This window comes from Adhaeribacter arboris, assembly GCF_003023845.1.
Taxonomy (GTDB): Bacteria; Bacteroidota; Bacteroidia; order Cytophagales; family Hymenobacteraceae; genus Adhaeribacter; species Adhaeribacter arboris.
The window spans coordinates 87,392-113,009 of record NZ_PYFT01000002.1 but is presented as its reverse complement, the minus strand read 5'-3'; the positions used below and the strand labels follow the sequence as shown (position 1 = coordinate 113,009).

The window sequence follows — 25,618 nt, the reverse complement described above, 5'->3', positions numbered from 1 at the left end:
CCTCCCAATCCCTCCTTAGCTCATTTTAAATAAAATTTAACATTAGTTAATTTGAGATAGACAGCTTATGGAATGGGGTAACTTTTTGATTGCTATTGTTGCCGTTTATTTGGCTTATTACGGTTTAAATTTTCTCTTTGACCTGCTAATCGCAGGTGGCCCAAAGCTTCCCACGGGACCCGCTACGCAGTACAATGTTCGGGATTTAATGGACGAAGAAGAACCCGCGCAGGTGGTAGAAGCAAAGGACTACGAAGATAAACTTGTCGATATACGCCCAATTTCTTTTCCTCCCATATCTTCTGATAATTCTGCTGGCGATGGATCCGGCTCTAGTATTTCTGATGCCCGAGTTCCAGAGCCAGTTACCGTGGAAACGATGGATTATTCCAATGATTGGGCCAGCGAAATAGACCAGGAAGAAACCAACATCGAAATACCAATCCAGGGGCAGGCGCTTTCTGTCAGTGATTTTCTCAAATCATTAAAGGATGAAGCAAAGCTGGAGACCGCAACAATTACCTTTTAATCAGTTTCCCAATTTTAAACTATCTTAAATTTTATGAAAACAACCTTATTCTCTAAATTCTCCAAGAGAGCCTTATTGTTTGTGTTGAGTATTGCCTATGCTGTAACTGCTAACGCGCAGGGTGGCGGTGCGGCGGGTATTGATGCCGGTGCTTCTGAGCTTACAACTTACATTGACCCAATTGGTAATTTAATTCTCATCATTGGTGCTATTGTCGGTTTAGTTGGCGGTGTTCGGGTTTACATTAAATGGAACTCCGGCGATAATGACGTACAGAAATCAATTATGGGTTGGGTTGGTTCTTGCGTATTCCTTATGGTAGTAGGTACCATTGTGAAAGCCTTCTTCGGTGTGTAATTCCCGCCATGGAATCCGAAAAGGGATCAGGGTTTAATGTTTATAAGGGGCTGCAACGGCCCCTTATTTTTAAATCCTTAAAAGGAAAATATATCTATTGGGGAATGGCTTGTTTGCTGGTTGCTTTTGTGACTGGTATTCTGCTTTCAACCATAATTCATCCAGTTGCCGGCATTATCGGGTTAATAGTTATTGGTTTGGGAGGCATGGGTTTTATTCATAGCCGGCAGAAAGGCGGCTTACACAGCAAAACTAAATCCAACGGTACCTACATCGTTTCGCCTTATTTCAAGCGGCATTCTAATCGCTAGTACCGGCTTTCTTCTTCTCTGATTTATATCCATTACTGTTTTACAAGTTATGAAAGCCAAAGAATTTTCACGGCCGTTCATAGGCATTCAAACCTATGCTTACGACGTTCTTTTCCACGAGAAAAGTGACCATTCTGTAATATTGAAAATTACCAATCCTGTCCTGCAATACTCCGCTGATGCAGATGCTTATACGGACTTTCATTACGTCTTCAGTAACATCATCAAGATTTTGGGTTCGGGTTATACCATCCAAAAGCTAGATATACTGGCACTGAAAAAATTTAAAGGTCAGGAGTCAGAGGATTACCTCAGCCAGAAATATAATGAAGCTTTTACAGGTCGAGAGTACCGGGATATTACAACCTATCTCACTATCACCCGAAATGCTAAACGCTCTAAGTTTTTTACCTATGATGCGAAAGACTTTAAAACCTTTGAGCGCAATATTACCAAGGTAATTGATGTGTTGCAAAGCCGGGGGTTACAGCCCCAACCTTTGAAAGAAAAGGAAATTATCAGTTTGCTGAATCGCTTTGTGGCCTTTAACTTTTCTGATGAGGTTTATTCATTTAATAATTTCTCCGCAACTGATGAAAGCATCCGGATCGGCAATCGCACTATTAAAAGTATTTCGCTCATTGATATCGATGAAATAAACTTTCCCGCTGCCATTAAACCCCATACGGACCTTAATCTAGGCTATAACTTGCCCGTGGATTTAATGCATTTTCTTCACTCTATACCAGGTACCGATTGCATTGCTTATAATCAGACTATCCAGATTCCGGACCAACGAATCGAATTAGCCCGGCTCAATGCTAAAAAGAAAAAACACACCTCGATGCCGGATCCTGCTAATGACTTAGCCGTGGCCGATATAGACCGGGTAATGGCTGACATTGCCAAGGATAATCAGTTGTTGGTATTTGGTCACTACAATATTATTCTCTCGGCCAATGACCAGGTGATAGATCGGGCCACAAACTACATTGAAAGCAGCTTATTTAACTTCGGCATCATTCCTTCCCGAAATGCAACTAACCAAATGGAGTTATTTCGATCTGCTATTCCCGGCAACCAGGAGGAACTTAAGTATTACGATAAGTTCCAGACCACAACCGATGCGGCCATTTGCCTAATGTTTAAAGAAAGTCTGCTAAAGAATGAGCAATCTGATTTCCAGATATTTTTTTCAGACCGGCAAGGTATTCCGGTGGCAATTGATACTAGCGATATGCCTATTCATACCCAGCGCATGAACAACCGCAACAAGTTTGTTCTGGGCCCTTCCGGTGCCGGTAAGTCGTTTTTTATGAATCACATGATCCGACAGTACGCTTTGCAGGACACGGATATCATTATGGTGGATACTGGGCACAGCTATTCTGGCCTGTGTCAATACTATGGCGGCCGGTACATTACCTACAGCGAAGAAAAACCGATTACTATGAACCCGTTTCGGATTGCCCGGGAAGAATTTAACGAAGAAAAAAGGGAGTTCCTTAAATCGCTGGTAAGTCTGCTCTGGAAGGGCGCTGATGGTAGCATTAATCAAACTGAAGACAGTGTTTTATCATCGGTAATTAGTGCTTATTACGAGGATTTCTACAACCAGAAAAGGGCAGCCAAATACCTTTCTTTCCAGTCCTTTTATGATTTTTCAATTAATAAAATTCAGGAAATAAACGAAAGCGAATCTATTGACTTTGATGTCAAGAGTTACCGGTTTATTCTGAAGAAGTTCTGTCTGCAGGGAGAGTACGGCGCTATCCTGAACAATGAAATGGACTCTAGCCTGTTCGACGATAAATTTATAGTATTTGAAATAGATGCCATCAAAGAACACAAGATCCTTTTCCCAATCACGACGATCATTATCATGGATGTGTTCTTGCAGAAAATGCGGCACAAGAAAAACCGCAAGGCCTTAATCATTGAAGAGGCCTGGAAAGCCATTGCCTCGCCACTAATGGCTGGTTATATCCTTTATGTGTACAAAACTGTGCGAAAGTTCTGGGGAGAAGCGGTAGTAGTAACCCAAGAGCTGGATGATATCATCGGAAATGCCGTGGTAAAAAATAGTATTATCAATAACTCCGATACAATCTGTCTTCTAGACCAGACTAAGTTCAAAGATAACTTTCGGGATATTGCCAACCTACTTTCTCTTAACCAGGTCGAGCAAAACAAGATCTTTACCATTAACAAACTTGATAATCGGGAAGGCCGCGGACGCTTCAAAGAAGTGTACATCAAGCGTGGAGCCAAGGGTGAAGTGTACGGGGTAGAAGTGTCGCTGCATGAGTACCTAACTTTTACCACGGAGCGAAAAGAGAAAGAAGCTCTCCAAATATACCTGCAAAAGTTTGCCTCTTACCAGCATGGCTTAGATGCCTTTGTCGAGGATTTTAAAAAATCCGGATTAAAGCTAAATGAATTCACCAATTATATAAACCGAACAGCTCATGAAAAAGCCCCTCTTCCTGCTTAGTGTTTTGGCTTTTGCCTCACACGGACTTTTTGCCCAACAGGTAGTATTTGATCCAACTGTTGTATCTACCCTGGTCATTAATCATTCAGCTCAGCAAGCTGCTCTCAGTGATATAAAAGACAATGAGGGGCAGATCGCCGGTTATCAGAAAGCCATTACTTTCAAAATGATTCAGATTCACGAAATGGAGCAAAAGATGTACAACTCGCTCAAATCTGTGCAATCTATTATAGGGCAGAGTAAGAATATTATCTATGCCAGTACTATTGCTAAGGACATTGGCAAGTATCAGCTGCAAATGTTAGAAACAGCCAAAGGTGATCCGGAGCTCACAATTATAGCCGCTAAAACGGAACTGGAGCTAATTAATCGTACCGCTGATTTATTTAATTACATCTACCAGGTAGCTGTTATTGGCACGGATGTAAACCTGATGAGTAATGCGGATCGATTGGCCCTAATTCGCCATGTGATAGATGAACTGAGGATTATGCGCGGCTTAGCCTTTGGTATCAATCGCAAAATGAGGTTGGCCAAGTACGCGGGGTTATGGAAGGCTATGAATCCAATGGGATTGCGGTATCCGAACAATAGTGCTGCTATTGCCAGGTCTTTAGTAGATGAATACAAAAGCCGGAGAAAGTAGCCATGAAAAAGCCTTTACTACTAGCACCGGTATTGCTACTATCTCTGGTAGAAGCCTTGGGGCAAACGCCACCTGTTCCGGTTAAAAGCCCTAACACTCGTTACCAACTAGAAAGAGAAGTTATTACCCGTTGGAACAAGTTCAACCCTAAATGGTATTTCATTCTCTTTCACAACAAATACCGCAAAGGCCCGGACCGGCGCAATATGAAGCAACTGTTGCCCATTATGGCGGCTTTGCGCTTAAATACCGCTGATACTGAGCAAGAGGATGAAAACGTAACGGAAATCCGAGATCAAGAGCTTTTTAAAATGGCGGATCGCAGCCTGAATAAAAGTTGGTTCCTGCTGTACGAGAATAAAATAAACGGCCTCAACAATCGCATTGCCAGGCTAAATGCCGAAGCCATTACCGCCGGAGTGGGCTTAGATGTACTGCTTGCTTTAAAAGGGGAACAGGAGCGCATTAACGCAGATATCCAATTAACCAAAGAAGCCTACCAAGACGATGCGAAAAAAGCGGAACGATTTCGGGTAGCTCTGGAGGATCTCTCTACGCTGCGCGGTTATTACCTGAGAATAATAAGCCTTTTTCAAACCAGTAAAAACTTCCCTAAAAAATAAGAAATAATGAGAGAGCTTATAGACCAGACTATTTTCGATTTAATGGAAACCTTGTATCTGGACATAGCGGAATTGACTTTTAATTTTTACTCTGATGCCCAGGCAATTGCTGCTATTGCAATGCTGCTTTATTTCGCGTTGGAGGCTTACAAAATGATAGCCGGTGACAAGACCATTGAGATAATGCCTCTAATGCGGCCATTTGCACTGGCACTAGTAATCCTGCTTTGGGAGCCTTTCATTGAAGTCATGAACTTTCCTATCAAATTAGTAAACGACACCGCCAAAACCATGTATTCGGCACAAATAGATATGGTAGAACACGGTCACGTTGAAAGGTTAGGATTGATAGAGCAGGTAGCCAAGAAAATGAGCGAAGATACCGGCGATCTCGAGCAGGTTAAGGATGAAACGCAGGATAAAGATTGGATGGAAAAGCTAGGAATAGATTTGTCTCCTTTACTCGATAAGATGAAAGGTTATTACCTGATGTTGACCGCTCAAATCAATTTCGCTTTTATGCGCCTGTTTGAGTACATCGTGATTATTATCTTCCAGTTTTGCATTTACATAATCTTTCTTTTTCAGATTATATTCGCTGCTATTCTGGTTATTCTCGGTCCGTTTTCCTTTGCCCTGAGTATCTTTCCTGGCTTCCGCGACTCTTACCTTACCTGGATCGGTAGGTACATCTCTGTTGGTCTTTATTCGACCATTGCCTACATCATCATGACCATTTCATTTGTGCTGGTCCGCTACGGGCAAGAGCGGGAAATTGAAGTGTTAAAGGCAGTGTTGGAAAATGAAGAACTCTTTATTGCTTACGTCGGCTCCTCCAGTGGGCACATTAGCTTTTACCTAGTTTCGCTGTTAATGGCGGCGCTAGCTATGCTCTGCATACCGGTAATATCTACCTGGATTATTAATACCACCGGCGTTAGTCAAGCCTTTAGCTCGGTGGCAAGAACGGGTACGGGACTGATCAAATAATTCATTTTATAAAAAGTACAAACATGATCAACAGAATTGAAAGTAAGATAAGACTGGCTTTTGCCATTAGCATTGGAAGTTTCATAACGGCCCTGGTGATGGTAGGCATTGTTTGTTTTTTCGCCTATTCGCTCATCAACGAACAGCGCAAAAAGTTGTACGTGATCGACCATAATGTTCCCTTGTTGGTGCAGCAAACCGAATTAGGAGCTAACCGGAAAGTGGAAATGGAAAGTCACATTAATATGTTTCACCTACTCTTCTTCACTTTGCCGCCAGATGACGCCTACATCAAAAATAACCTGACTAAGGCAATGTACCTAGTGGATGAAACCGGATTGGCTCAATACAATAACCTTAAAGAAAAAGGGTATTATAATTCCATCCTGGCCAGCTCAGCTCTGCTAACCATCCAAACTGACAGCATTGTATTGGATCAGAACCGGCATTTCCGGTACTATGCCAAACAGCGGGTAGAGCGGGAAACTTCCATTCTTAAAAGGCTTTTGGTAACCGAAGGGGATATTCAGGACGTGCCACGCACGGTGAATAATCCGCACGGATTAATAATTAAAAACTGGAAAACGGTTGTGAATAAAGACTTGGAGCATGAACAGAAGAAATCTTTTTAGGCAAGCAGTAGAATTCTTGCTCAGCACCAGGCAACGAATAATTATTTACCGGTCAAAGTATCCGGAAAGAATAATTGCCGGTATGTTCTTAATTCTGCTCGTGGCAATAACCATCTTTCTAATCAGAAAGGTCAGCCATAAGCAAAGCCACAAGGCAACAGCTACTACGCTCATTAATCGAATAAGCGCAGCAGATGCTTCTACTGCTACCAAGCCGGTAACTACTGATTTAATGAATCTGGTTGGCTTGTACAGCAAAGCCAAATCCATTAATCCAGACAGTCTCACCTTAAATGACAGCCTGGTATTAAAAGAAATCAATAACGATTTAAAGAAAATTTTAAAATGAGAAAGATTGATTTTAGAAAACCTAAGTACGCGCTGCCTTTAATCGTACTGCCTTTTCTTTTTCTTTTTAATTATCTCTACTTGGACATGTTCCCCTCCACAGAAGCAAAAGGTAAGCAGCAGACAGCTTTAAAAGAAACCGATGAGATCATAACAGATTTGCCCGCCGCTAATCTGGAGAAAAAGGATATCAATAGTAAGTTCGGGGCCGGACTGGAGGAGCATAAACACCACAGGGATTATTCCGCTGTTCAGGAATTAGAGCAAGACGAAGAAGAAAAGCAATACGGCAGCGTCTATACTGACAAAGAAAAAAGAATGCTCGACAGTATTAATAATGCTATTCTTGCTCAAAAGAACACCCCTGCTTTTATGGATCGGGTTCAGGAACAACAGAACACTGACCGCCAGCGCTATGCGGCTACAACAGTTTCTAGTTCCCGGCCACAGCGGCAAAAGCCAGGAAGCGCTTATGAAAAGGAGATGCGGTTGTTTAAAGAACAAATGCGCTTTGTCGATAGCCTGGAAAAAGCCGGTCAAGAGCCGAAAAAGCCAGCCCGGAAAGGAACGCCAACTATAGCAGAAAAAACAGTACAGGCACCGGAAGCTTTAGAAGTTCGCAAATCCGCGAACCCCAATGCTGCTTATTTCAACACGGTTAAAAATGACGGAGACGAGCAATTTATTAAAGCGATGCTAGATGAAGGTTTGAAAATCCGGGAGGGAGGCCGGATTAGAATCAGGTTGCTGGATGATATCTACGTGAGTAATTACGAAATACAAAAAGGTAGTTACTTGTACGGGGTGGTATCGGGTTTCTCGGCTCAGCGGGTAGAAATAGCCATAAGCTCCCTGCTTTATGGCAAGCAGATTATACCCGTGGATTTAAGTATTTATGATAACGACGGGTTGGTGGGTTTATACGTGCCGGGCTCTCAGTTTCGAGATTTTACCAAACAGCTAGCAGCAAACAGCACCAATGGTCAGAGTATAAATTTCGATGATAGTCCGGAAAATACTAACCAGATGCTCTTCTCGGTAATGGATAAAATGGCCCAAACTACTTCCCGGGCCGTGGGCAAGGCGGTCAAGCAAAACAAGGCTAAGCTGAAATATAATACCATAGTTTACTTAATCGATAACAAAGCCAAGAAACAATAACATGAAAAATACACTAATGCTGTTCATATTGATGGCTATAACCTTACCGGCTTTATGCCAAAAAACAGCTCCTCAGGTAATCTATGTAAATGAAACTATCTCCACTCATTTTGTGAGTCCAGAACCGATCAAATACGTCGATATTTCCACTAATGATGTGGCCGGTGATATTCCGGTGGATAATATATTCCGCATTAAACCAAAGCAAGCAAACCCCAAACTCGGCATAGTAACGATTGTTGGAGAGCGTTTCATGGTTCAGTATAAACTCGCTTATTCTACTCCTGCATCAGCTAGCTCCGAGGTAAGAATTGATCCTACTCAGGTTGATGAATACCTGAATCCGGATGTGGCCATGAGCGAGCAGGAAATGAAAAGATTTTCTCTGCTAGCCTTGCAGCAAAAGCCTGTAGGTCGATCTGTCAGCACTAAAAAAGACAAGATGCAAGCGGTGGTAAATAACATCTACACCATCGGAGATTATTTCTTTATTGATTTCTCCATAACCAATAAAACCAACATTGCTTATGACATTGATCAGATCCGGTTTAAAATAGAAGATAAAAAGGTAGTTAAGTCAACCAACTTCCAGCAATTAGAAATACAGCCCGTACATCAGCTTTTTAACAATGATAGCTTTAAGCGCCGGTATCGAAACGTGTTTGTATTTAAGAAATTCACCTTCCCTGATGAAAAGGTATTTAATATAGAAGTAGCCGAGAAGCAGGTGAGCGGCCGTACTATTTCTGTGAAGGTAGATTATAAGGATGTATTAAAGGCTGATACACTTTAAAACAAAATAAGTTATGGAAGAATCAAGCGAATTAAAGAAGCTTTATTCCTTTTTACAGAGTTTTATCTATTTCACCTTGTTCACGGAGTTTTTAGTATTCCTTTTTGCGGGTGCTGGATTTATGGAACAGCTGCGGCCGGTAATCCTTAAATTACAGCGAATTGCGATTTACCAGAACATTTACTATTCTAAGGCTTTTACTTTTCTTCTGATCATAATAGTAGCCATTGGAACCAAGGCCCGGAAAAACTTACACCACGATCCAGTAAAGCACATCTACTTACCGTTATTTTTCGGCTTCTTGTTTTTCTTCGGTGCCGGGTACTTTTACCAGCATCCGACTAATCGGCTGTTGGCTTTTGGTGTAACCTGGTCGGATGCAGCTTATATGCTTTTCTCCTTGGTTGGAGCGGTAATGATAAATATTGCTCTGGATAATATTTCCAAGCACATTCAGACCGGGCTAATGAAAGATAAGTTTAATGTCGAGAATGAAAGTTTTGAGCAGAGCCGGGGGCTAATGAATACGCCATACAGTGTCAACCTGCCTATGCTTTTTTACTACAAAAGAAAGGTAAATCACGGTTACCTGAATATTGCCAATCCTTTTCGTGCCACCTTGCTAATCGGAACACCCGGATCCGGTAAGTCCTATTCGGTAGTAAATCCATTTATTAAACAAATGTTAGCCAAGGGTTTTACTATGGCTCTCTATGATTTTAAGTTTCCAGACCTGGGAAAAATAGCCTATTATCATTATCTGCTAAATAAGAAAAAAGGCACCTTAAAAGATTTTAAATTTCACGTTATTAATTTCAATAGTATAGAACACAGTCGAAGGTTCAATCCCTTAAAACCAGAATATTTACCAACCTTGGCTGATGCCACTGAAACTGCAGAAGCCTTGCTGCAAAGCCTTACCAAGAGTGACAAAGAATCCGGGGCTGCTCAGTTCTTTACTCAAAGCGCAGTAAACTTTCTGGCCAGCTGTATCTTTTTTCTCAGTAGGCATGAGGGTGGCAAATATTCCACGTTTCCGCACGTATTGGCCTTTATCAATCTGGGTTATGATGAAATATTTAACATGCTTTTCTCTGAACCTCAACTGGTCAGCTTGCTTTCGCCGTTTCGGACCGCTTACAAAAACAAGGCTTTTGATCAATTGGAAGGCCAGATTGGGACACTTAAAATCAACGTAGGCCGCTTAGCTACGCGGGAAACATTCTGGGTATTATCAGGTGATGATTTTGAATTAAAAATTTCTGATCCTAATAATCCGGCCATCTTAGTTATTGCCAATGATCCGGCCACGCAGAGTATTAACAGTGCCTGCAACGCTCTAATTCTAAATCGGATGACCAAGCTTATAAATTCAAAAAGAAACCTGCCCTGCGGGCTTATCATTGATGAATCCCCAACCTTATACGTACATAAGGTAGAAAACTTAATTGCAACCGCTAGAAGCAATAAAATAGCCGTTCTTTTAGGTTTACAGGAATTGCCCCAACTCAAACAACAATACGGTCGGGAAACCGCAGATACTATTTGCTCCGTAGCCGCTAACGTAATCTCCGGGTCCGTTCGCAACAAAGATACCCTAGATTGGTTAGAAAAACTTTTTGGTAAAGTCCGGCAGCAAAAGGAAGGAGTAAGTATTGACCGTAGCCGGACTTCTATTTCTATGAATGAAGAGATGGGAGCTTTAATACCTGCTTCAAAAATTGCTACCTTAGCGGCCGGTGAAGTGGTGGCCCAGGTAGCATTTGATAATAATGAATATAATGGCCAACATGTAAATAGTACCTATAATTGCAAAATTAATCTGGATACTGCAGCAATAGCAAAAGAAGAAGAGTCATATGTTTCTATGCCAATATTTTATAATTTTGGTAATGCTTCTGACAGGAACACTGTCTTAGATAAAAACTTTACCAAAATCAATCGAGAAATAGAAACACTAAAAGACCACTTCTACACATGAAATTAAATCTACACGATTTGGGGGAACGCCTGCAACTTCTTCGAAAGGGGCTGGACCTTTCTCAAAAAGATTTAGCAGCAACCCTGGAGACACATCAGAATCAAATATCTCGTCTAGAGAATGGGATTGGAGGTACGCTGGAGCTCTTGGTTCAACTGCTGAATTTCTACTCAGACCATTTTCATATAAGCTTTATTTTTTCGGATGAATTCGAAGTTATAAAAAGGTCTGAACCATTATCTCACATGAGCACTTTTAATAGCATTGCTATAGAACGGCTCAAAATCCTGCAAACAGATGTCAACGGCCAAATAACTGATATCATAGGTATTATGGAAAAAGAGGGTAGTTTCTAATCTTTTTTCGTGCTTTATACAGTACCGGGCCAAGGCTCTCTATATACTTTAAGGTTGGTTTTGTAACTACTGAGCCTGAGGCATTGTCTTCAGGCTTAGTAGTTTTATCTTATTTGAAAGTTAATTTCGATTCTATTCTATTGCTTTTTTCGGGCTTCCATTTCTACCTGGCGATAAATTAAATTCAGAAATGGAACTGGATTAATGGCCTTGCCTCGGTGCTTGATAGCAAAATGTAAATGTTCTCCAGTACTTCTTCCCGTACTGCCAGTTATACCCAAGACGGTACCAGCGGTTATTTCCATCTTTTCTCTAACCATTATTTGGGATAAATGACCATAAATGATTTTAAACTCACCGTGTTCTACTTCAACATAATTGCCTAAACTTCGAGAATAAGCTACTTTCTTTATTGTGCCCAGTAGAATGGCCATAATTGAATCTGAAGATCCTCTGAAATCAAGGCCATAATGAAATTTTATTTTCCCAGTCAGTGGATATATTCTATTACCAAACCCGCTGCTAATAATTGGCGCCTGCAAGGGCATAGATACGGATACATTAGTTTTTTGACGAAGACTATTTACATTTACAGTCTCCCAAATACTATTATGCGAGGGGTTGTTTGGCAAGCTGGTATTAGAATCAATCTGGATATGAGGTAGAATTTTAACCCTTTTAATGGTATTAAACTGAGCTTTTGCAGTATAATGAATAACTAGTAATAAGATTGGTGATAACTGTTTAAGTGTTTTCATGTATATTTTGTATAATAAGTATACAAAATATGTATATTATAAAACAACTAATTCTAAAGTGTACCGCTTTTACATGTCAATTATGTATATTTACTCAAAGATAATCTATGAAAATACATTTATAAACTAAATGTCATGAGTTTCCAAATTAAAGACTTGCCCTATTCTCAGTTTGAACAACTGGGAATGAGCAGAAAAGATGTAATCACGATGCCAGCTCATGAACTGGCAAGTTTGCTTGAAGGTCGCCGCACAGGTTTAATTTCTTTAAGGATTCATTTAAAAGAAGGAATGAAGCCAATTGAAGCTCAGGCTAAATTAAGTTTAACCAGAAATCCTGATAATACACTCTCCCTCGGAGTACATCCGATTTTAGCACGGCCAGTAAACAACATTGAAGCCAATGAAGAGCAGTGGAATAAATTATTAAAAGGAGAGGCAATTGTAAAAAACTCCAAAGCTTTGAATGGCTCCATAGAGCCGCACATCCACCAGCTGGACAAAGAAACTAATGAACTACTAAGCGCCAGGTTAAGCGCCATCCAAATCCCTAATGCTATAAAAGATACTGTGTTAAGCGTAGATCAAAAAGAGCAGCTTAAAAAAGGATTGCCGGTTGAGATTGTAAATAAGTCCACCAAAGAAGTAAACATAGTTCAAATAGATTTAAATGAACCCAGAGGTTACAAAATAACTGATGCCAACCAGTTCCGGCAAAATCCAGAAGTAACAATGGTTAAATTGGAAGAACCAACACTAGCTGTTAGTTCAGAGAAAATTAAAGGTGTTAGAAGGTAATTCTTACGGTCATGACATTTCAGGACTACAGAGAGCGAATTGCCATCACCGCAGTAGCTGAGTCTTTAGGTTACAAAGTTAATTTACAAAAGGGAAAAGCCGTGCTGGAGTTTAAACACTCGGATGGAGATACTGTGCTGATCGATCCGGTGAAAAAACTTTACTTTAATCGGGATTGTACCAACGACCGGGGAGATTTAATTGAGTTTGTAAAAAATCGGTTAAGCAGATTTAACGTCTCATATCAAAATGTTTTTTCTGGTATCAACAAAGTACTTCAGAGTTATGTTAACGAACCCCATCTTTTAAAAGTAGAGTACAGCATTCCGGAGCCGAAGAAATTTGATTCCAGTCGGTACCAGATAGCTAATCCTTCTGTCTTTAAATTACATTATCTGATTCAGGAACGGGGCTTAGATCCGGAAACTATTAAACGCTTCTCACCTTTTATTCACCTGGTTAAGGACACTGAGAAAACTAAAGGCAGGCCTTATGAAAACATTGGCTTTCCCTTAACCAAGCCCGTTAGTAATGAAGTAGTTGGCTACGATTTACGGAACTATGGATTTAAAGGCGTAGCACCAGGTAGCGACCGGAAAAGCGGTATGTGGATTGCTGACTTTGTGGGGGCTCCCCAGCGTACTCGGAATGTGTTTTTAGGGGAGAATCCGATTGACCTCATGAGTTTCTACCAATTAAACAAACACCGGCTCGATGTTGATAATGCGGCTTTTGTTTCCTTCGGTGGAGGTATTGCCAAAAGTCAGCTGCAGGGAGCACTCCAGCACTGGGCGGGTGTTAAAATACATACTGCCTTTGATAATGATTACCAAGGCAAAATGTATGACATTGCTGTAGCCATGCAAGTAAGTGGTAAAGATGTTCCCTTGCCTCAAAAGAAGGAGGATAGCCTTTTATTTCTGGTAAATGGTAAAAGCTTTGAAATTCAGGTAGCAAAGATAAGCTTAGCTGCTTTTGAAAGGGCATCTGGTATTAGGTCTGGAGTAACTGTTCACAAAGCTGCCAGTGAAAATAACGGTATAGCCTTTAAAGACTTTAATGATATCATCCATCCAAAGAATGCAACTCAAGTAAGCAAAATATCTACTATTAAATATTGATGATATATTTAAAAGAGCTGGTTTGAACCGAACCAGGCAAATATTTCAAGATTGGAAAAGGTGGTCATGATCCGGGTTTAGATATGATAGCCTCAAGGTATGAGTTATATATTGCAAGAAATTAAAAAATATAATGGCAATAGTCAGCCATAGTACTTTATCTTTATTGTATATGTAATTTTATTTAGGTGTCTTGGCAATATTAATAAGATATATTTAGTTTATAAAAAGAGCCATTTTATTCACTTATAGTATACTTATATGAGAACTCTTAAATACTTTTGCAGTTTCTTGATATTATTTCTCCTGCTTGTTGGCTGCGGCAAAGATAACGACGATCCAAACCCAACCACCAGCACGGCGACGTTTCGGGTAGATGTAAGTCAAACCGGAGATTATCAGAAATTTACCAGGATTATTACTATCGCCGGTGGAGATTTTAAGTACCGGGGGACAACAGATCCGGTGCCGGCCGTGTTGCTGGGAGATAATTTAAATACAGCTTCCTTTTCGGTAGAAGCTCTCAATGTAGAAGAATTAAGCATTTCCACTATGACCGGCTTTTCTCCCGTGGAAACCGGACCAGCTGCTATGACTTTGAAATTTTCCGTTTACAGAAATGGTACTTTATTAGAAGAAAAAACTTTCTCTTATACTGAAGTAACAAAGGATAAAAGTGATGATCTCAGTTACAAAGCCAACTAAAAATGGTAGAGGTATACCAACGCAGAGACTATAATCCGAATATAATTTTTGATAATGAGTTTGAAGGTAATATAGTCGACTATGAGAAAGTGGCGAAGATTAACTCTGATGATGTTGCGGCAGCCTGGCATTTAACCCAGAATGATGACTAGGACTGGGTTACGGAAGCCGGCATTAAAGTGCTCGATAAAAATGGATCCAATCGCTCATCTAGCTGTTAGCTTCCCGTATTTAGAACTGGTTAAAAGTATAAATTTTGGTTAAGCAGATACTAATTGTTCACAATGTTTTTTCTGGGCAAACTCTACCGGAGTCATTCCGGCTAAAGCATCGTGTGGTCGTTTATAATTGTAATCCTGTAACCACCCTGTTGTAATTTCTCTTACCTCCTCGAGGTTCTCAAACAAGTAAGCATTCAGAACATGCCGGCGGAAGGTACCATTAAACCGTTCGATAAAAGCATTCTGGGTGGGCTTGCCAGGTTGAATAAAGAGAAATTCTATTCCCTGCATCTGACTCCATTCGGCCATGAGCGAGGCGATAAACTCGGGTCCGTTATCCATTCGGATGCGCTTGGGCTTCTGCCTTCGTTTGATTAAATGATTGAGCACCCAGACTACCCGGTTGCTTGTCAAGGAATAGTCTACCTCAATGTGCAGTGCTTCCCGGTTAAAATCATCCAACACATGGAAAGAGCGGAACTTTCGCCCGTTCCCCAAAGCATCACTCATAAAGTCAATCGACCAGGTATGGTTTAACTCTTTCGGCACCTGTAAAGGCTGTTGAATACGGGCCGGCAATCGCTTTTTCGCTTTACGCCGCAGGTTTAAACCTAAGGCTTTGTAGATGCGATATACCCGTTTATGATTCCACACCTGCCCTTCTTGGCATAATCGGCCATAAGCTTTCCAGAAGCCTTCTCGGGGATGTTGCTCGGCTTTCTCACGTAATGCTGCTTCCACTACCTTATCCTCCTTTTGCGACTGATAGTAGTAGACCGACTTACTCAAGTTTAATACCCGGCACGCCCTTGTAATGCCAGCTTGAGGCTGCTGATGCACTTCTTGCACCATCTGCCTTTTTTGACAGGGCTTCAAAGCTTTTTTTCAGACCCGCAGACGTGCCTCAGCATCGGGTCCATCTCCTTCGCTAACTTTAAGTCTAAGGCGAGTTCGGCATACATGGCTTTCAGCCGCCGGTTCTCTTCTTCTAAGTCCTTAAGTCGTTTGAGTTCGGTGGCATCCATGCCATTGTAACGTTGCCGCCATTTGTAAAATGCCGCCTGGCTCACACCATGTTCCCGGCTTATCTCGGCGGCGCTTTTGCCTTCCTCAAACTCTTTGAGGATTTTGGCAATCTGTTGCGAAGGGAAGGTTTTTCTTTTCATAAGCACTGTTCTAAGTTAAGATTTTTTCTCTTCCTAAACAGTTCTATTTTGGGGGAAGCTTACACTAATTATTATAAGAAAAATTTCTTCTCTGTAAACTGCTCACCCAGATACCCCAAATGGCCAAACAGAATACGAGTAGCTCATTTTACTTAGATAACTCAAGCTTTTTCAGGTATATTTCTTTAATAATTGAAAAATACATTGTTCCTATTTTTTTATGGAAAAATCAAATACTTCAATAGCTTTTTGTTTTCTATTGATTTTACTGCATTTTAATAGCTTTGCTCGTTCATCCATCACAAAGGATACAGTTAAGCGAAAAGGAGAAGATTCATCAAGTAGAGCTTTAATTAATGAAGTACTTCCTAAAATATTTATTCCTGATTTAAATGAACCGAAAGCAAAACACTTATATAATCCAAATAACCACCTGTATAATCACAATCTCCAAATAATCCAAGAGAAACAAGGATTCATTTGGATAATATCTAATAATCGCCTTTATCGCTATGATGGACTGTTTTTAAAAGAATTCGACATGGGTAGTGGTAGGGAGAACTATACAGAAGTTGCTTTTATTAGTCGTAATAATACAGTTTGGGTTGGGCAAACTTATACTTCTACCATTTCGAATAGAGTAGATCTAACTACTTGGGGCGCTTGTATTAATCAATTTGACAAAATAACCGAAAAGTTTAGACCTTATTTTATTCCGCTAGAAAAGGCAAATAAAAATTTTACGGATACTAAAAGTGACCGCTATCCTTTCGGCTTTGTACAGATGAAAGCTATTATGGAGGACCGATCAGGAAATATTCTGATCGTGATGAACATAGGAATCTATTTATTTAACCTAAAAACCCAAGAGTTTACCTATTTAAGCCTACCTCCTACTACAAACAATCAAAACCCTCTGCTTATTCATTTTTTCGAGAAAGGTAATAGCAATGATATGTGGCTTGGTACCAGTAAAGGTCTCTACCATTATCATGCACATAGATTTACTCACTACCAGCACAATCCTACTGATCCCAATAGTTTAGATCATGATTTTATCACTGGCTTGCACAAGGATAGTGCGGGAACATTGTGGGTATTGACAGAAAATGGTTTAAATAAATTTATTCCAGCTAAGAACAATTTTAAACGACTTTCCCTAAACGGACGTTTGCAGGATATAGTGGGCTGGAATCATGTGACAGATAAAGCTATTCTACTTTTGTATAAAAAGGAATTGTACCACAATTACCCAGGTGCCATCCCCATGGCACCTCGTTTTGGAGTAAGCTTCCTAGTTAATGATATAGTAAAGCCTTCCCGTGATTTTATCCAAAAACAAATTCTTACCTGGCTATCCTTTCCTTCCCTGATTATTATCGTATTAAGTTTTGCCTTTTACCGCTATCGCATTCGACAAGTCCGCCGACAAGAGCAACTGAAAACTTCTTTTGAAAAGCAACTGGCCGAAGTATCTATCACAGCTTTGCGGGCCCAAATGAATCCACACTTCTTATTTAACTCCTTAAACTCCATTAATAATTTTATCGTCAAGAATAAAGCAGAAGACGCCGCTAATTATCTTACCAAATTCTCGCGTTTAATTAGGTTGATCCTCACTAATTCCAAGTTAGCGTTAGTTTCGCTAGCGAACGAACTGGAAGCAATTCGGCTTTACATTCAGCTAGAGAATATCAGGTTTAATGGCCGTTTTAGCTACAGCTTGGAGATACAAGAAGGAGTAGATATCGAGTACTTTGAAATACCGCCCTTACTAATTCAGCCCTACGTAGAAAATGCAATTTGGCATGGCTTGTTGCATAAAGAAGGTAAAGGACATCTAAAGATAAAGGTGTACGTGCAAAACGCCTACCTCTATGTTGAAGTAGAAGATAACGGGGTTGGCCGCAAGTTAGCCGTAGAGTTAAAAAGTAAATCAGCAACCAAGGACAAATCAATGGGTATGCAAATTACCTCTGAAAGGGTAGAAATGCTCAACAAGCTAAAACAGCAACAAGCTACTGTCGAGATTATTGATCAAGAAGATTCAAATGGCAATCCATTAGGAACAAAGGTGATTCTTAAAATACCCCTCTAATTAATCTAATATACAAACATACAAAACTATGATCCGAGCCATTATTGTCGATGACGAGCTACACTGCGTAGAGTTGCTCCAGTGGCAGTTGAATAAGTACTTCCCACAGGTGCAGGTATTGGCTAGTTGTAACTCCGGCAAAGAAGCTATACCCCTCATCAATGAGCGAAGGCCGGATCTAGTCTTTTTAGATATTGAGATGCCTCAGATGAATGGGTTTGAAATGTTACAATCCTTGCCCAGAATTGATTTTGACATTGTGTTTACTACAGCTTACGATCAGTTTGCTATTCGGGCCATTAAGTTCAGTGCCTTAGACTATCTGCTTAAACCCATTGATAAAGATGAATTGCAAGCTGCTTTGATTAAAATAAATACTCATCCTGCCCGGTTTATTTCTACCCAGCAGCTAGATTTACTGCTTAGTAACATGCAGCAAGTACGCAATGGTTTACAGAAAATAGCTTTACCTACTCTACAAGGCTACGAAATGGTGTATGCCGATCAGATTGTGCGCTGTGAGTCAGACAGCAACTATACCAGCATTTTCCTTAAAAACGGCAGTAAAATAATCGTATCTAAAACCTTAAAAGAAGTCGAAGAAATGCTGGAGAATCACCACTTTTTTAGAGTTCACCATTCTCACATGGTTAATTTAAATGAAGTCATAAAATACGTCAAAGGCGATGGTGGCTATCTACTAATGAGCGATAACTCAGCTGTAAGTGTAGCTCGCAGTAGGAAAGACGCCTTATTACGGATGTTCTAAACGATAACCAAGTCCTCAAGAGTAACAAATCATGCTTTACAGGGGTATCCTACATTACTCTATTCTAAAGTAAGTCAACAACTATTCATTAGATCTCAGTTACAAAAGTAGCTGGAATTTTTACACGCTGAACCTCGCCGGTTCAACTGCTTATGCTTTATTACTTCAACAACACAGTAATGAAGCGTAAACCTTTTTTCTAAGGGTCTACTCTATCCTCTTATATTTTATCTATTAAATCTATTCTAAAGATTAGACACTAAGGTAAACTCAATAGTTATCCTCCTTTTTACCGTTAGCTTTAATAATTCCCTGTTTTATTTTCTTACTACTCTACTGTAAACTGCTCACCCGAATTAACCAGCTACATCTGCTGGATACCACATGCGCATTGTCTGCAATAAAACAGAAATCTGCCCAGTATACTTACATTAACATCTTGATAATGAGCAGTAAATAGTTTCTAATTTTCTGATAACAGGCCATTTAGGATCCATCCTTACCTAAGCTTATTACAGATTTTTCGCCCAAGCCGAAAAGCGATATTAGAGTAGGCTCAAACAACCAAAATAAACAAATGAAAACAACAGTCAAAAAATCAATTCTTAACAAATGGTCTTGGACCAAAGAGGACCTATCAAAACTAATATTCACTAATCAACAATTTTAATCAAATGAGTATACAATTCGACATGGCCAAACTAGGCCAACAACTCAATGGCATTGGCTGGAATAAAAAAGAAGGTAATGCTGCTGAATACAAAAGTGCGGGGAGTAACTACCGTACTTATAAACCCACTGTTTCTTTTACTCCTCAGTCAGGCATCTTCCTATCAACTAAGCTTGACCACATTCGAGGTGGAGCAAAAGATGATCATGCCCAACTTGAAATGGAATTTGATGCAAATGGTGTAATTCTCAGCACAAGAGTCATCATGAAAATTCAAGGGAGTAACCAATTCGACACGGGAGTCATTAAAACTGCAGCAGGAATAATTGGGGGAGCAGCAGGGGATCCAACGGGAGGTACAGCTGCGGCTGCAATTGCAGAAGTAGCTGCTAATATTCTTAATAGCCTTTCTAAGTTTATTGATGCTATCAATGAACACGGTGGAAGAGCTAATTTCCCGGCGGTTGTTCAATTTAATATGAATTGCATCTATTGGTCAATCATACGTCCTGATGCTGGTCCCCATTGGAGTGAGTGGGCAGATTTAGGTAATGGCATAGCCTCCTCAATTAGTGTTGCTTCTTGGGATGTTAATCGACTTGATTGTTTTGCTCGGGGTACTGACAATCATGTGTGGCATAAGTGTTGGGACGGTAATACTTGGAGTAGTTGGGAGAATTTGGGCGGACAGATTAAAGACGCGCCGGCTGCTATTTCCTGGGGTCCCGATCGGATTGATTGTTTTGCTAGAGGAATAGATGACCACTTGTGGCATAAATACTGGGATGGCAGTAGCTGGGGAGATTGGGCAGATTTGGGGGGGCAATTGGCTACCTCTCCAACAGTAGCTTCTTGGGGGGTTAACCGGTTAGATTGTTTCACTCGACGTTTAGATAACCGGATGTGGCATATGGCTTGGGATGGAACCAAATGGAGTGAATGGGAAGACTTAGGTGGCGACATCCAGAATGCACCTAGTGCTGTCTCCTGGGGACCTAATCGCATCGATTGCTTTGCTCGGGGTGCTGATAATCATATGTGGCATACCTGGTGGGATGGCAGTAATTGGGGGTATTGGGAAGATCTAGGAGGTCAAATTTCTTCATCTACTGCCGTTACTTCTTGGGAACCAAATCGATTAGATTGTTTTGCTAGAGGAATGGATGACCACTTGTGGCATAAATACTGGGATGGCAGTAACTGGGGAGATTGGGCAGATCTAGGAGGTATACTCAAAAGTGGGCCAGGAGCCGTATCTTGGGGACCTAATCGCATCGATTGCTTTGTACAAGGCACCGACGACCATATGTGGCATAAGTATTGGCAATAATTATAATAAAGCTTACTAATAAAAGGGAGAGCAATATTTATTCTCCCTTTTGTTTATTTACAATCTTGATTTTTCTTATGAGTCCTTTAATGCAAAACAGTTTATAAGTTACTATTTTTTATAGCCTAGACAATTTGGGTAGGGATTACTTGATTGGATCTAATGAGAATAGATTTCCTAATAACAGGTTGTGATTAATATGAATGTTGGTTATTAATAATCATACCGCTTAAGAGTCCAATAAGTACAAATATGTAAAACAGCTTTACATTTTCTTCTCTACTTATAACCATATTGATTTATATACGACCCTAAAACAGAAAAGTCCCGAGGTAATCCGTGCCTATTCTGTTTTTAATTCTTATCCGTTCTGAATAAGTATTCAGCTATCGTTTTATAATTCGCTGAGTGGTACTTTTCTCCCCGAGCTTTAACTCTATTAAATATAAGCCGCTATTTAGACTCCCTAAAGGCAGCATTATATTATTTAATCCAGGCAAGACGGGTATTTCACTTACCCAGTAAGTTTTTCCGAGAAGGTTATTTATTTTTATCAGCAGTTTGTCCTCCCTAGTAGCTTCGACCATTATCTGCAACAGGTCTTCAAAAGGATTGGGGCTAATCACCAGGTTGTCTCTCTCTGATAAAGTTTGATTTATCCGGGCTGATACAATGGCACTCCAGCGAAAACTTTGATCCAAATCCATTTGCTTTAAGCGATAATAATTCGTGCCTAGCGATGGGCTTTTATCTAAAAATTGATAGGAAGTCAGTAGGTCCGTAGTACCCGCCCCCTTAACCTTGCTAATGGCCGTAAAATGAATTCCCTCACTACTTCTTTCTACTTGAAAGTAATCATTATTATGCTCACTAGCCGTTTGCCAGCTAAGTTTAATAAAGTTGGCTCCCGGAATAGCAGCAAAATTAATTATCTCCACGGGCAAGGGTGTTATTTCATTCAGGTTCCGGAAGGAGTAATTAAACGTATAATTATTAGCATCATTGCTCGCATGCGGAACCGTTCCTAGATTATCCGGGTCATAAATATCCACTAACCCATCCTGGTCGGTATCCTGGTAAAAGGAACTGGTAACATCCAGAAAATTCAAGAACAAATCATTATTGCTGTTATCCAACCAGTCCGGAACTTTGTTGCCATCCGCATCGGTATCGGCATACCAAAGGTTATTACCCCCAAAGGTGGCGGCTAATAATTTGAAATCATCCAGAGAAATTCCATTATCATTGATGTCATTGCCCTCCGCCACATCTAGTTGCAGGTCTCCATCACTGTCCGGATCCAGGTAATCTGGTAATCCATCCTGGTTAGCGGGAAGAGCCGTGGCATCCGAGTTGATTTGGGTGCTCGCTACTCCGTTCCGGCTACAGCCACAAATGGGATCATAACTATCGTCCAGTCCATCCCCATCCGTATCCAGATTAGCTTTTTTAACAAAATAATTAGATTGGGTTTCCACGATATCTAAGATACCATCGTTATCGGAATCCAGGTCCAGGTAATCCAGGGCGGCATCTTTATCGGTATTTACTGGATTAAGGGCAATTCCGGCTGTTGGACAACCGCAGGTAGGATCATAGGTATTATCTAGGCCATCCTGGTCTGCATCGGCACCTGATTTTAAACGAACCGTAACCCCTTGCGCTTCCAGATTATCCAGTAACCCATCATCATCGGCATCCACATCCCGGTAGTCGTAAGAACCACTCCGATCGGAATTAACCGGAGTTAAGACTTGAGCACTAGCCAGCAAAGTATTGCTGAACCGGTTATTTCTGTCGTAGGCATCGTCCAAGCCGTCTTTATCACTATCCAACCCACTTTTCGCGATGATAATATTGCCTTGGGCTTCGCGGTTATCTAACAAGCCATCATTATCCGCATCTATATCCAAGTAATCCAAGATGCCATCACCATCAAAATCGGCCAGAGTATATTTCATTACGCCGTTGTCCGGGCTAGTTTCTGCGGTATTAGGCATCCCATTCGTGCCGACTGCACTGGTTAAAATACCGCGATTGGCATCGTAGTCAGCGGCCGGCACCAACCCGTTATTGGCTTCCACTACATCCGTGATCCCATCGTTGTCCGCATCATAATCCAAGGAATTAATAATTCCGTCCTGATCTTTATCGAAGTTGTCGTTCACTCCGTCGGCGTTAGCATCAACCCAGGTCTTACCCGTAAACTTTGGATCGCGGTAGCTGGGAACACCATCGTTGTCCTCGGATTCCACGAGGCCGTTTTGATTGTCATCCGCTAATGGGTCCAAACCACTATTTACGCCGTATAACTCCATCAAATCCGGAATGCCATCGTTATCATCGTCAATATCCTCTCCATCCGCCATGCCATCCCGGTCAGCATCTAAAGGATCAAATTGAATATCACAGACACTCTGGGTATTATGATTCGCCCCGGTACTAGCCGTATAACCAAAGTAAATATTTGTTGGATCGCCGCCAAAGATAGTAGCGACAATATCGTTTTGGTATTGCAGCCGGAATTTGCCATCGAAGTATACAAAGAGCGTATTCACGCTTTTTTTCCAGATAATTTTAATAGTATGGTTCAGATTATCTTCCGTATTACCGCTAGTAGTACTCATTTGTACCGGACCCGCTACTACGTTGCGTTCATCGCCATTGGTAAAAATAGCAATGTGATCCACGGTAAGATCGGTGGCACCAGTGGTGCCGTTCGGTAAGGTACCGGTTACATTATTAAAATGGGTATCGAACTCAACGGCCAGAGAAGGAGAAATACCACCGGCTCGCACGCCCCCTTGTACGGCACCATGACCAAAGCCAATGCCTTCACCGGTATTACCGGCTGCTAGAACCGGATCTACTGCTTTTCTTTGAAAACCAAAAGCAATCCCATCGGCTCCCCCCGCATCTAAATTACCAAAATTAGCACTAAAGTTTATTTCAAAAGATTTATCTAATGAGATAGGATTGATGCGCCAGGCTTCTCCGCGTTTTGTACCGACGCCGGGAGTCAAAATAAAACAGTTGGGGGAAGTTTGTACCGCGTCATTGTTTATCTCAAACATATACACCGGATCGTAGAGGTAATCTGGCCGGTTAAATCCTCCTTGGGTGTAGATCAAGTAAGGCAGAGTGGGGGAAGCACTTTTTTCGGTAATGGTCAGTAAACCGTCGCCGTCGTCATCGGCATCCCGGTAGTCAGGGATACCATCTAAATCCGATTCTTGCGGCACACCATAGGCAGAGGCTGGGTTTATACCATTATTACGCGAGGAACTGCTGTCGAATATATCTAATAATCCATCGGCGTCCGTATCAGCAGTAGTAGGATCCATTACATTATCATTGTTCGCATCGCCGTAATCAGGACGACCATTTTTATTGGCATCATTTCCCTCGATGTAATCCCCAATCCCATCGTCATCCGCATCCGTATCTCGGTATCCCCATAGGCCGTCCCTATCTGCATCATAATTATGGGGAGTTAACGCTATCCCCGGCGTGGCACAACCGCAATTCGGATCATAGATATCTACTAAGCCATCACTGTCACTATCCGTGATTAGAGCGGTAGTGCCCGTTACCATCGCAATATAGCTGGCACCGTTGCCCTGCCCTTCTCGATTATCCAGGATACCGTCGTTATCCGAATCAATATCTAGAAAATCTTTATAAGCATCCGAATCGCTGTTCGAATTTATAAGCACCGTACCTCCTTCAGTTGGATCCACGCCGCTGTGCAAACCGTCCTGGTCGGCATCTTGGAAGGTAGCCATACTAAACTGCCCATTAGTATTCATGTTCGCGGGTAATCTTCCACCGTTAGCTTCGATAGCATCCACCATCCCGTCGCCGTCGGAATCTAAATCTAGAAAATTAGGTAGTTTATTGGCCACCGGAAAGGTGCCGGCATTGGTTGCGTCGTAATCATTGTTACTTAAGTTGCTTCCGGATAAAGTACTTTCAGTAGCATCTGGTAGACCATCATTATCCGCATCTGAATCTAGTGCATTAGGTAATCCATCCCCGTCTTTATCTTCGTTCGCTAATGCGATTCCGCCGGTGCTGGCATCCACATTATTATGAAAGCCATCCCCATCACTATCATTGCTATTAACGACGGTTGTCGTATACTGGCCGGCCGCTGCCATTCCGGTCGGCAAAAATCCTTTATTAGCTTCATAAGCATCCGGTAGACCATCATTATCCGCATCTAAATCAAAAGCATTAATGATTCCATCCTTATCTTTATCATAAAGGTCATTAATGCCATCATTATTCGTGTCAGTGGCAGGCGTTACTTCCCGGTAATCGATAACTCCGTTGCCATTGGCATCTATCGTAGGGTCCACGCCACCCGATTCCGCTATATCCGCAATGCCATCATTATCATCATCATTATCCGGTCCATCCAGCACATTATCGTTGTCGTTATTTCCGACGGCCCAAATAACACTATACTTCTGAAGTTTTGCTTCCGTGAAGAGCTGGCTACGATAATCAAATAAGGCTGCTACATTTATATAGGGCTTACTTGATTGAAGCTTGTTGTTATTAGCTGGTGGCTTTCTATTTGCAAAGGCCGCATTTGGGGAAAGACTAGTTGTTCCCGCTAAAGACTTACTACCCGCAAGTATTCCTATGGTCCATAAAATTAATAAAAGGGCAAGGTAGAGTTTATAAGAAAGAGCGACAAACGGCTGGTAAGCTGAGCTGAAATTTATAAAACGTATTACTATTTCCATATATAAT

Annotated in this window: 21 protein-coding genes and 1 pseudogene; 19 read left to right on the top strand and 3 right to left on the bottom strand. The window is 41.2% G+C overall.

Features of this window, described 5'->3' with window-relative positions; genetic code table 11:
* The first annotated feature begins 67 nt into the window (after positions 1–67).
* From AHMF7605_RS28965 to AHMF7605_RS28905, 13 genes are read left to right on the top strand one after another with little or no spacing between them, the layout of a single operon-like run.
* On the top strand, positions 68–529 hold the full coding sequence (locus tag AHMF7605_RS28965) for a hypothetical protein (RefSeq protein WP_106933751.1): 462 nt from the start codon (positions 68–70) through the stop codon (positions 527–529).
* A gap of 33 nt (positions 530–562) precedes the next feature.
* Positions 563–886, top strand: coding sequence for a DUF4134 domain-containing protein (locus AHMF7605_RS28960; RefSeq protein ID WP_106933750.1), 324 nt, complete (start codon positions 563–565; stop codon positions 884–886).
* Between the two features lie 8 nt (positions 887–894).
* Positions 895–1,197 (top strand): DUF4133 domain-containing protein, encoded by a 303-nt coding sequence (locus AHMF7605_RS28955; RefSeq protein WP_106933749.1) that lies wholly within the window; start codon positions 895–897, stop codon positions 1,195–1,197.
* Between the two features lie 49 nt (positions 1,198–1,246).
* Positions 1,247–3,691, top strand: coding sequence for a TraG family conjugative transposon ATPase (locus AHMF7605_RS28950; RefSeq protein ID WP_106933748.1), 2,445 nt, complete (start codon positions 1,247–1,249; stop codon positions 3,689–3,691).
* The gene (locus AHMF7605_RS28945) at positions 3,666–4,337 is read left to right on the top strand and encodes a plasmid transfer protein (RefSeq protein ID WP_106933747.1); all 672 of its coding nucleotides are present in this window, start codon (positions 3,666–3,668) and stop codon (positions 4,335–4,337) included. Before AHMF7605_RS28950 ends, AHMF7605_RS28945 begins: the two co-directional genes overlap by 26 nt.
* Positions 4,338–4,339: 2 nt before the next feature.
* Positions 4,340–4,960, top strand: a complete 621-nt coding sequence (locus AHMF7605_RS28940; RefSeq protein ID WP_106933746.1) for a hypothetical protein — start codon at positions 4,340–4,342, stop codon at positions 4,958–4,960.
* 6 nt (positions 4,961–4,966) lie between these two features.
* A complete protein-coding gene (locus tag AHMF7605_RS28935) occupies positions 4,967–5,950 on the top strand; it encodes a plasmid transfer protein (protein ID WP_106933745.1) in 984 nt (327 codons plus the stop codon).
* A 23-nt stretch (positions 5,951–5,973) separates the two neighbouring features.
* Positions 5,974–6,582, top strand: a complete 609-nt coding sequence (gene traK / locus AHMF7605_RS28930) for a conjugative transposon protein TraK (protein ID WP_106933744.1) — start codon at positions 5,974–5,976, stop codon at positions 6,580–6,582.
* Entirely contained in the window at positions 6,560–6,931 is a 372-nt protein-coding gene (locus tag AHMF7605_RS28925; protein WP_106933743.1) for a hypothetical protein, read from the top strand. The genes traK and AHMF7605_RS28925 overlap by 23 nt, the downstream gene beginning before the upstream one ends.
* Positions 6,928–8,091 carry a conjugative transposon protein TraM gene (traM, locus tag AHMF7605_RS28920; protein ID WP_106933742.1) on the top strand — a complete coding sequence of 388 codons (1,164 nt, stop codon included), beginning with the start codon at positions 6,928–6,930 and terminating at the stop codon, positions 8,089–8,091. The genes AHMF7605_RS28925 and traM overlap by 4 nt, the downstream gene beginning before the upstream one ends.
* 1 nt (position 8,092) lies before the next feature.
* The gene (gene traN, locus AHMF7605_RS28915; RefSeq protein WP_106933741.1) at positions 8,093–8,884 is read left to right on the top strand and encodes a conjugative transposon protein TraN; all 792 of its coding nucleotides are present in this window, start codon (positions 8,093–8,095) and stop codon (positions 8,882–8,884) included.
* 13 nt (positions 8,885–8,897) lie between these two features.
* Positions 8,898–10,865, top strand: a complete 1,968-nt coding sequence (locus tag AHMF7605_RS28910; protein WP_106933740.1) for a type IV secretory system conjugative DNA transfer family protein — start codon at positions 8,898–8,900, stop codon at positions 10,863–10,865.
* On the top strand, positions 10,862–11,221 hold the full coding sequence (locus AHMF7605_RS28905; RefSeq protein ID WP_106933739.1) for a helix-turn-helix domain-containing protein: 360 nt from the start codon (positions 10,862–10,864) through the stop codon (positions 11,219–11,221). Before AHMF7605_RS28910 ends, AHMF7605_RS28905 begins: the two co-directional genes overlap by 4 nt.
* Positions 11,222–11,358: 137 nt before the next feature.
* On the opposite strand, the gene AHMF7605_RS28900 is transcribed toward AHMF7605_RS28905, so the two are convergent.
* Complete coding sequence (locus AHMF7605_RS28900) at positions 11,359–11,979, bottom strand: M23 family metallopeptidase (protein WP_106933738.1); 621 nt, start codon at positions 11,977–11,979, stop codon at positions 11,359–11,361.
* A 135-nt stretch (positions 11,980–12,114) separates the two neighbouring features.
* On the opposite strand from AHMF7605_RS28900, the gene AHMF7605_RS28895 reads away from it, so the two are divergent.
* The 3 genes from AHMF7605_RS28895 (at position 12,115) to AHMF7605_RS28885 (ending at position 14,603) form a co-directional block, all read left to right on the top strand.
* Positions 12,115–12,777, top strand: a complete 663-nt coding sequence (locus AHMF7605_RS28895) for a DUF4099 domain-containing protein (RefSeq protein WP_106933737.1) — start codon at positions 12,115–12,117, stop codon at positions 12,775–12,777.
* 11 nt (positions 12,778–12,788) lie between these two features.
* Positions 12,789–13,898, top strand: coding sequence for a DUF3991 domain-containing protein (locus AHMF7605_RS28890; RefSeq protein ID WP_106933736.1), 1,110 nt, complete (start codon positions 12,789–12,791; stop codon positions 13,896–13,898).
* Between the two features lie 261 nt (positions 13,899–14,159).
* Positions 14,160–14,603, top strand: a complete 444-nt coding sequence (locus tag AHMF7605_RS28885; RefSeq protein ID WP_106933735.1) for a beta-barrel fold lipoprotein — start codon at positions 14,160–14,162, stop codon at positions 14,601–14,603.
* A gap of 260 nt (positions 14,604–14,863) precedes the next feature.
* On the opposite strand, the pseudogene AHMF7605_RS28880 reads toward AHMF7605_RS28885, so the two are convergent.
* Positions 14,864–15,990, bottom strand: a pseudogene (locus tag AHMF7605_RS28880) (IS3 family transposase).
* A 220-nt stretch (positions 15,991–16,210) separates the two neighbouring features.
* Here AHMF7605_RS28880 and AHMF7605_RS28875 point away from each other — a divergent pair.
* The 3 genes from AHMF7605_RS28875 (at position 16,211) to AHMF7605_RS28865 (ending at position 20,857) form a co-directional block, all read left to right on the top strand.
* Complete coding sequence (locus AHMF7605_RS28875; protein WP_106933734.1) at positions 16,211–18,088, top strand: sensor histidine kinase; 1,878 nt, start codon at positions 16,211–16,213, stop codon at positions 18,086–18,088.
* A gap of 28 nt (positions 18,089–18,116) precedes the next feature.
* Positions 18,117–18,857: a LytR/AlgR family response regulator transcription factor gene (locus AHMF7605_RS28870; RefSeq protein ID WP_106933733.1), complete on the top strand. Its 741-nt coding sequence runs from the start codon at positions 18,117–18,119 to the stop codon at positions 18,855–18,857.
* Between the two features lie 1,148 nt (positions 18,858–20,005).
* Entirely contained in the window at positions 20,006–20,857 is an 852-nt protein-coding gene (locus tag AHMF7605_RS28865; RefSeq protein WP_106933821.1) for a carbohydrate-binding protein, read from the top strand.
* Between the two features lie 386 nt (positions 20,858–21,243).
* Here the strand turns inward: AHMF7605_RS28865 and AHMF7605_RS28860 are convergent, their stop codons facing one another.
* Positions 21,244–25,611, bottom strand: a complete 4,368-nt coding sequence (locus AHMF7605_RS28860; protein WP_106933732.1) for a lectin-like domain-containing protein — start codon at positions 25,609–25,611, stop codon at positions 21,244–21,246.
* Between the last annotated feature and the right edge of the window lie 7 nt (positions 25,612–25,618).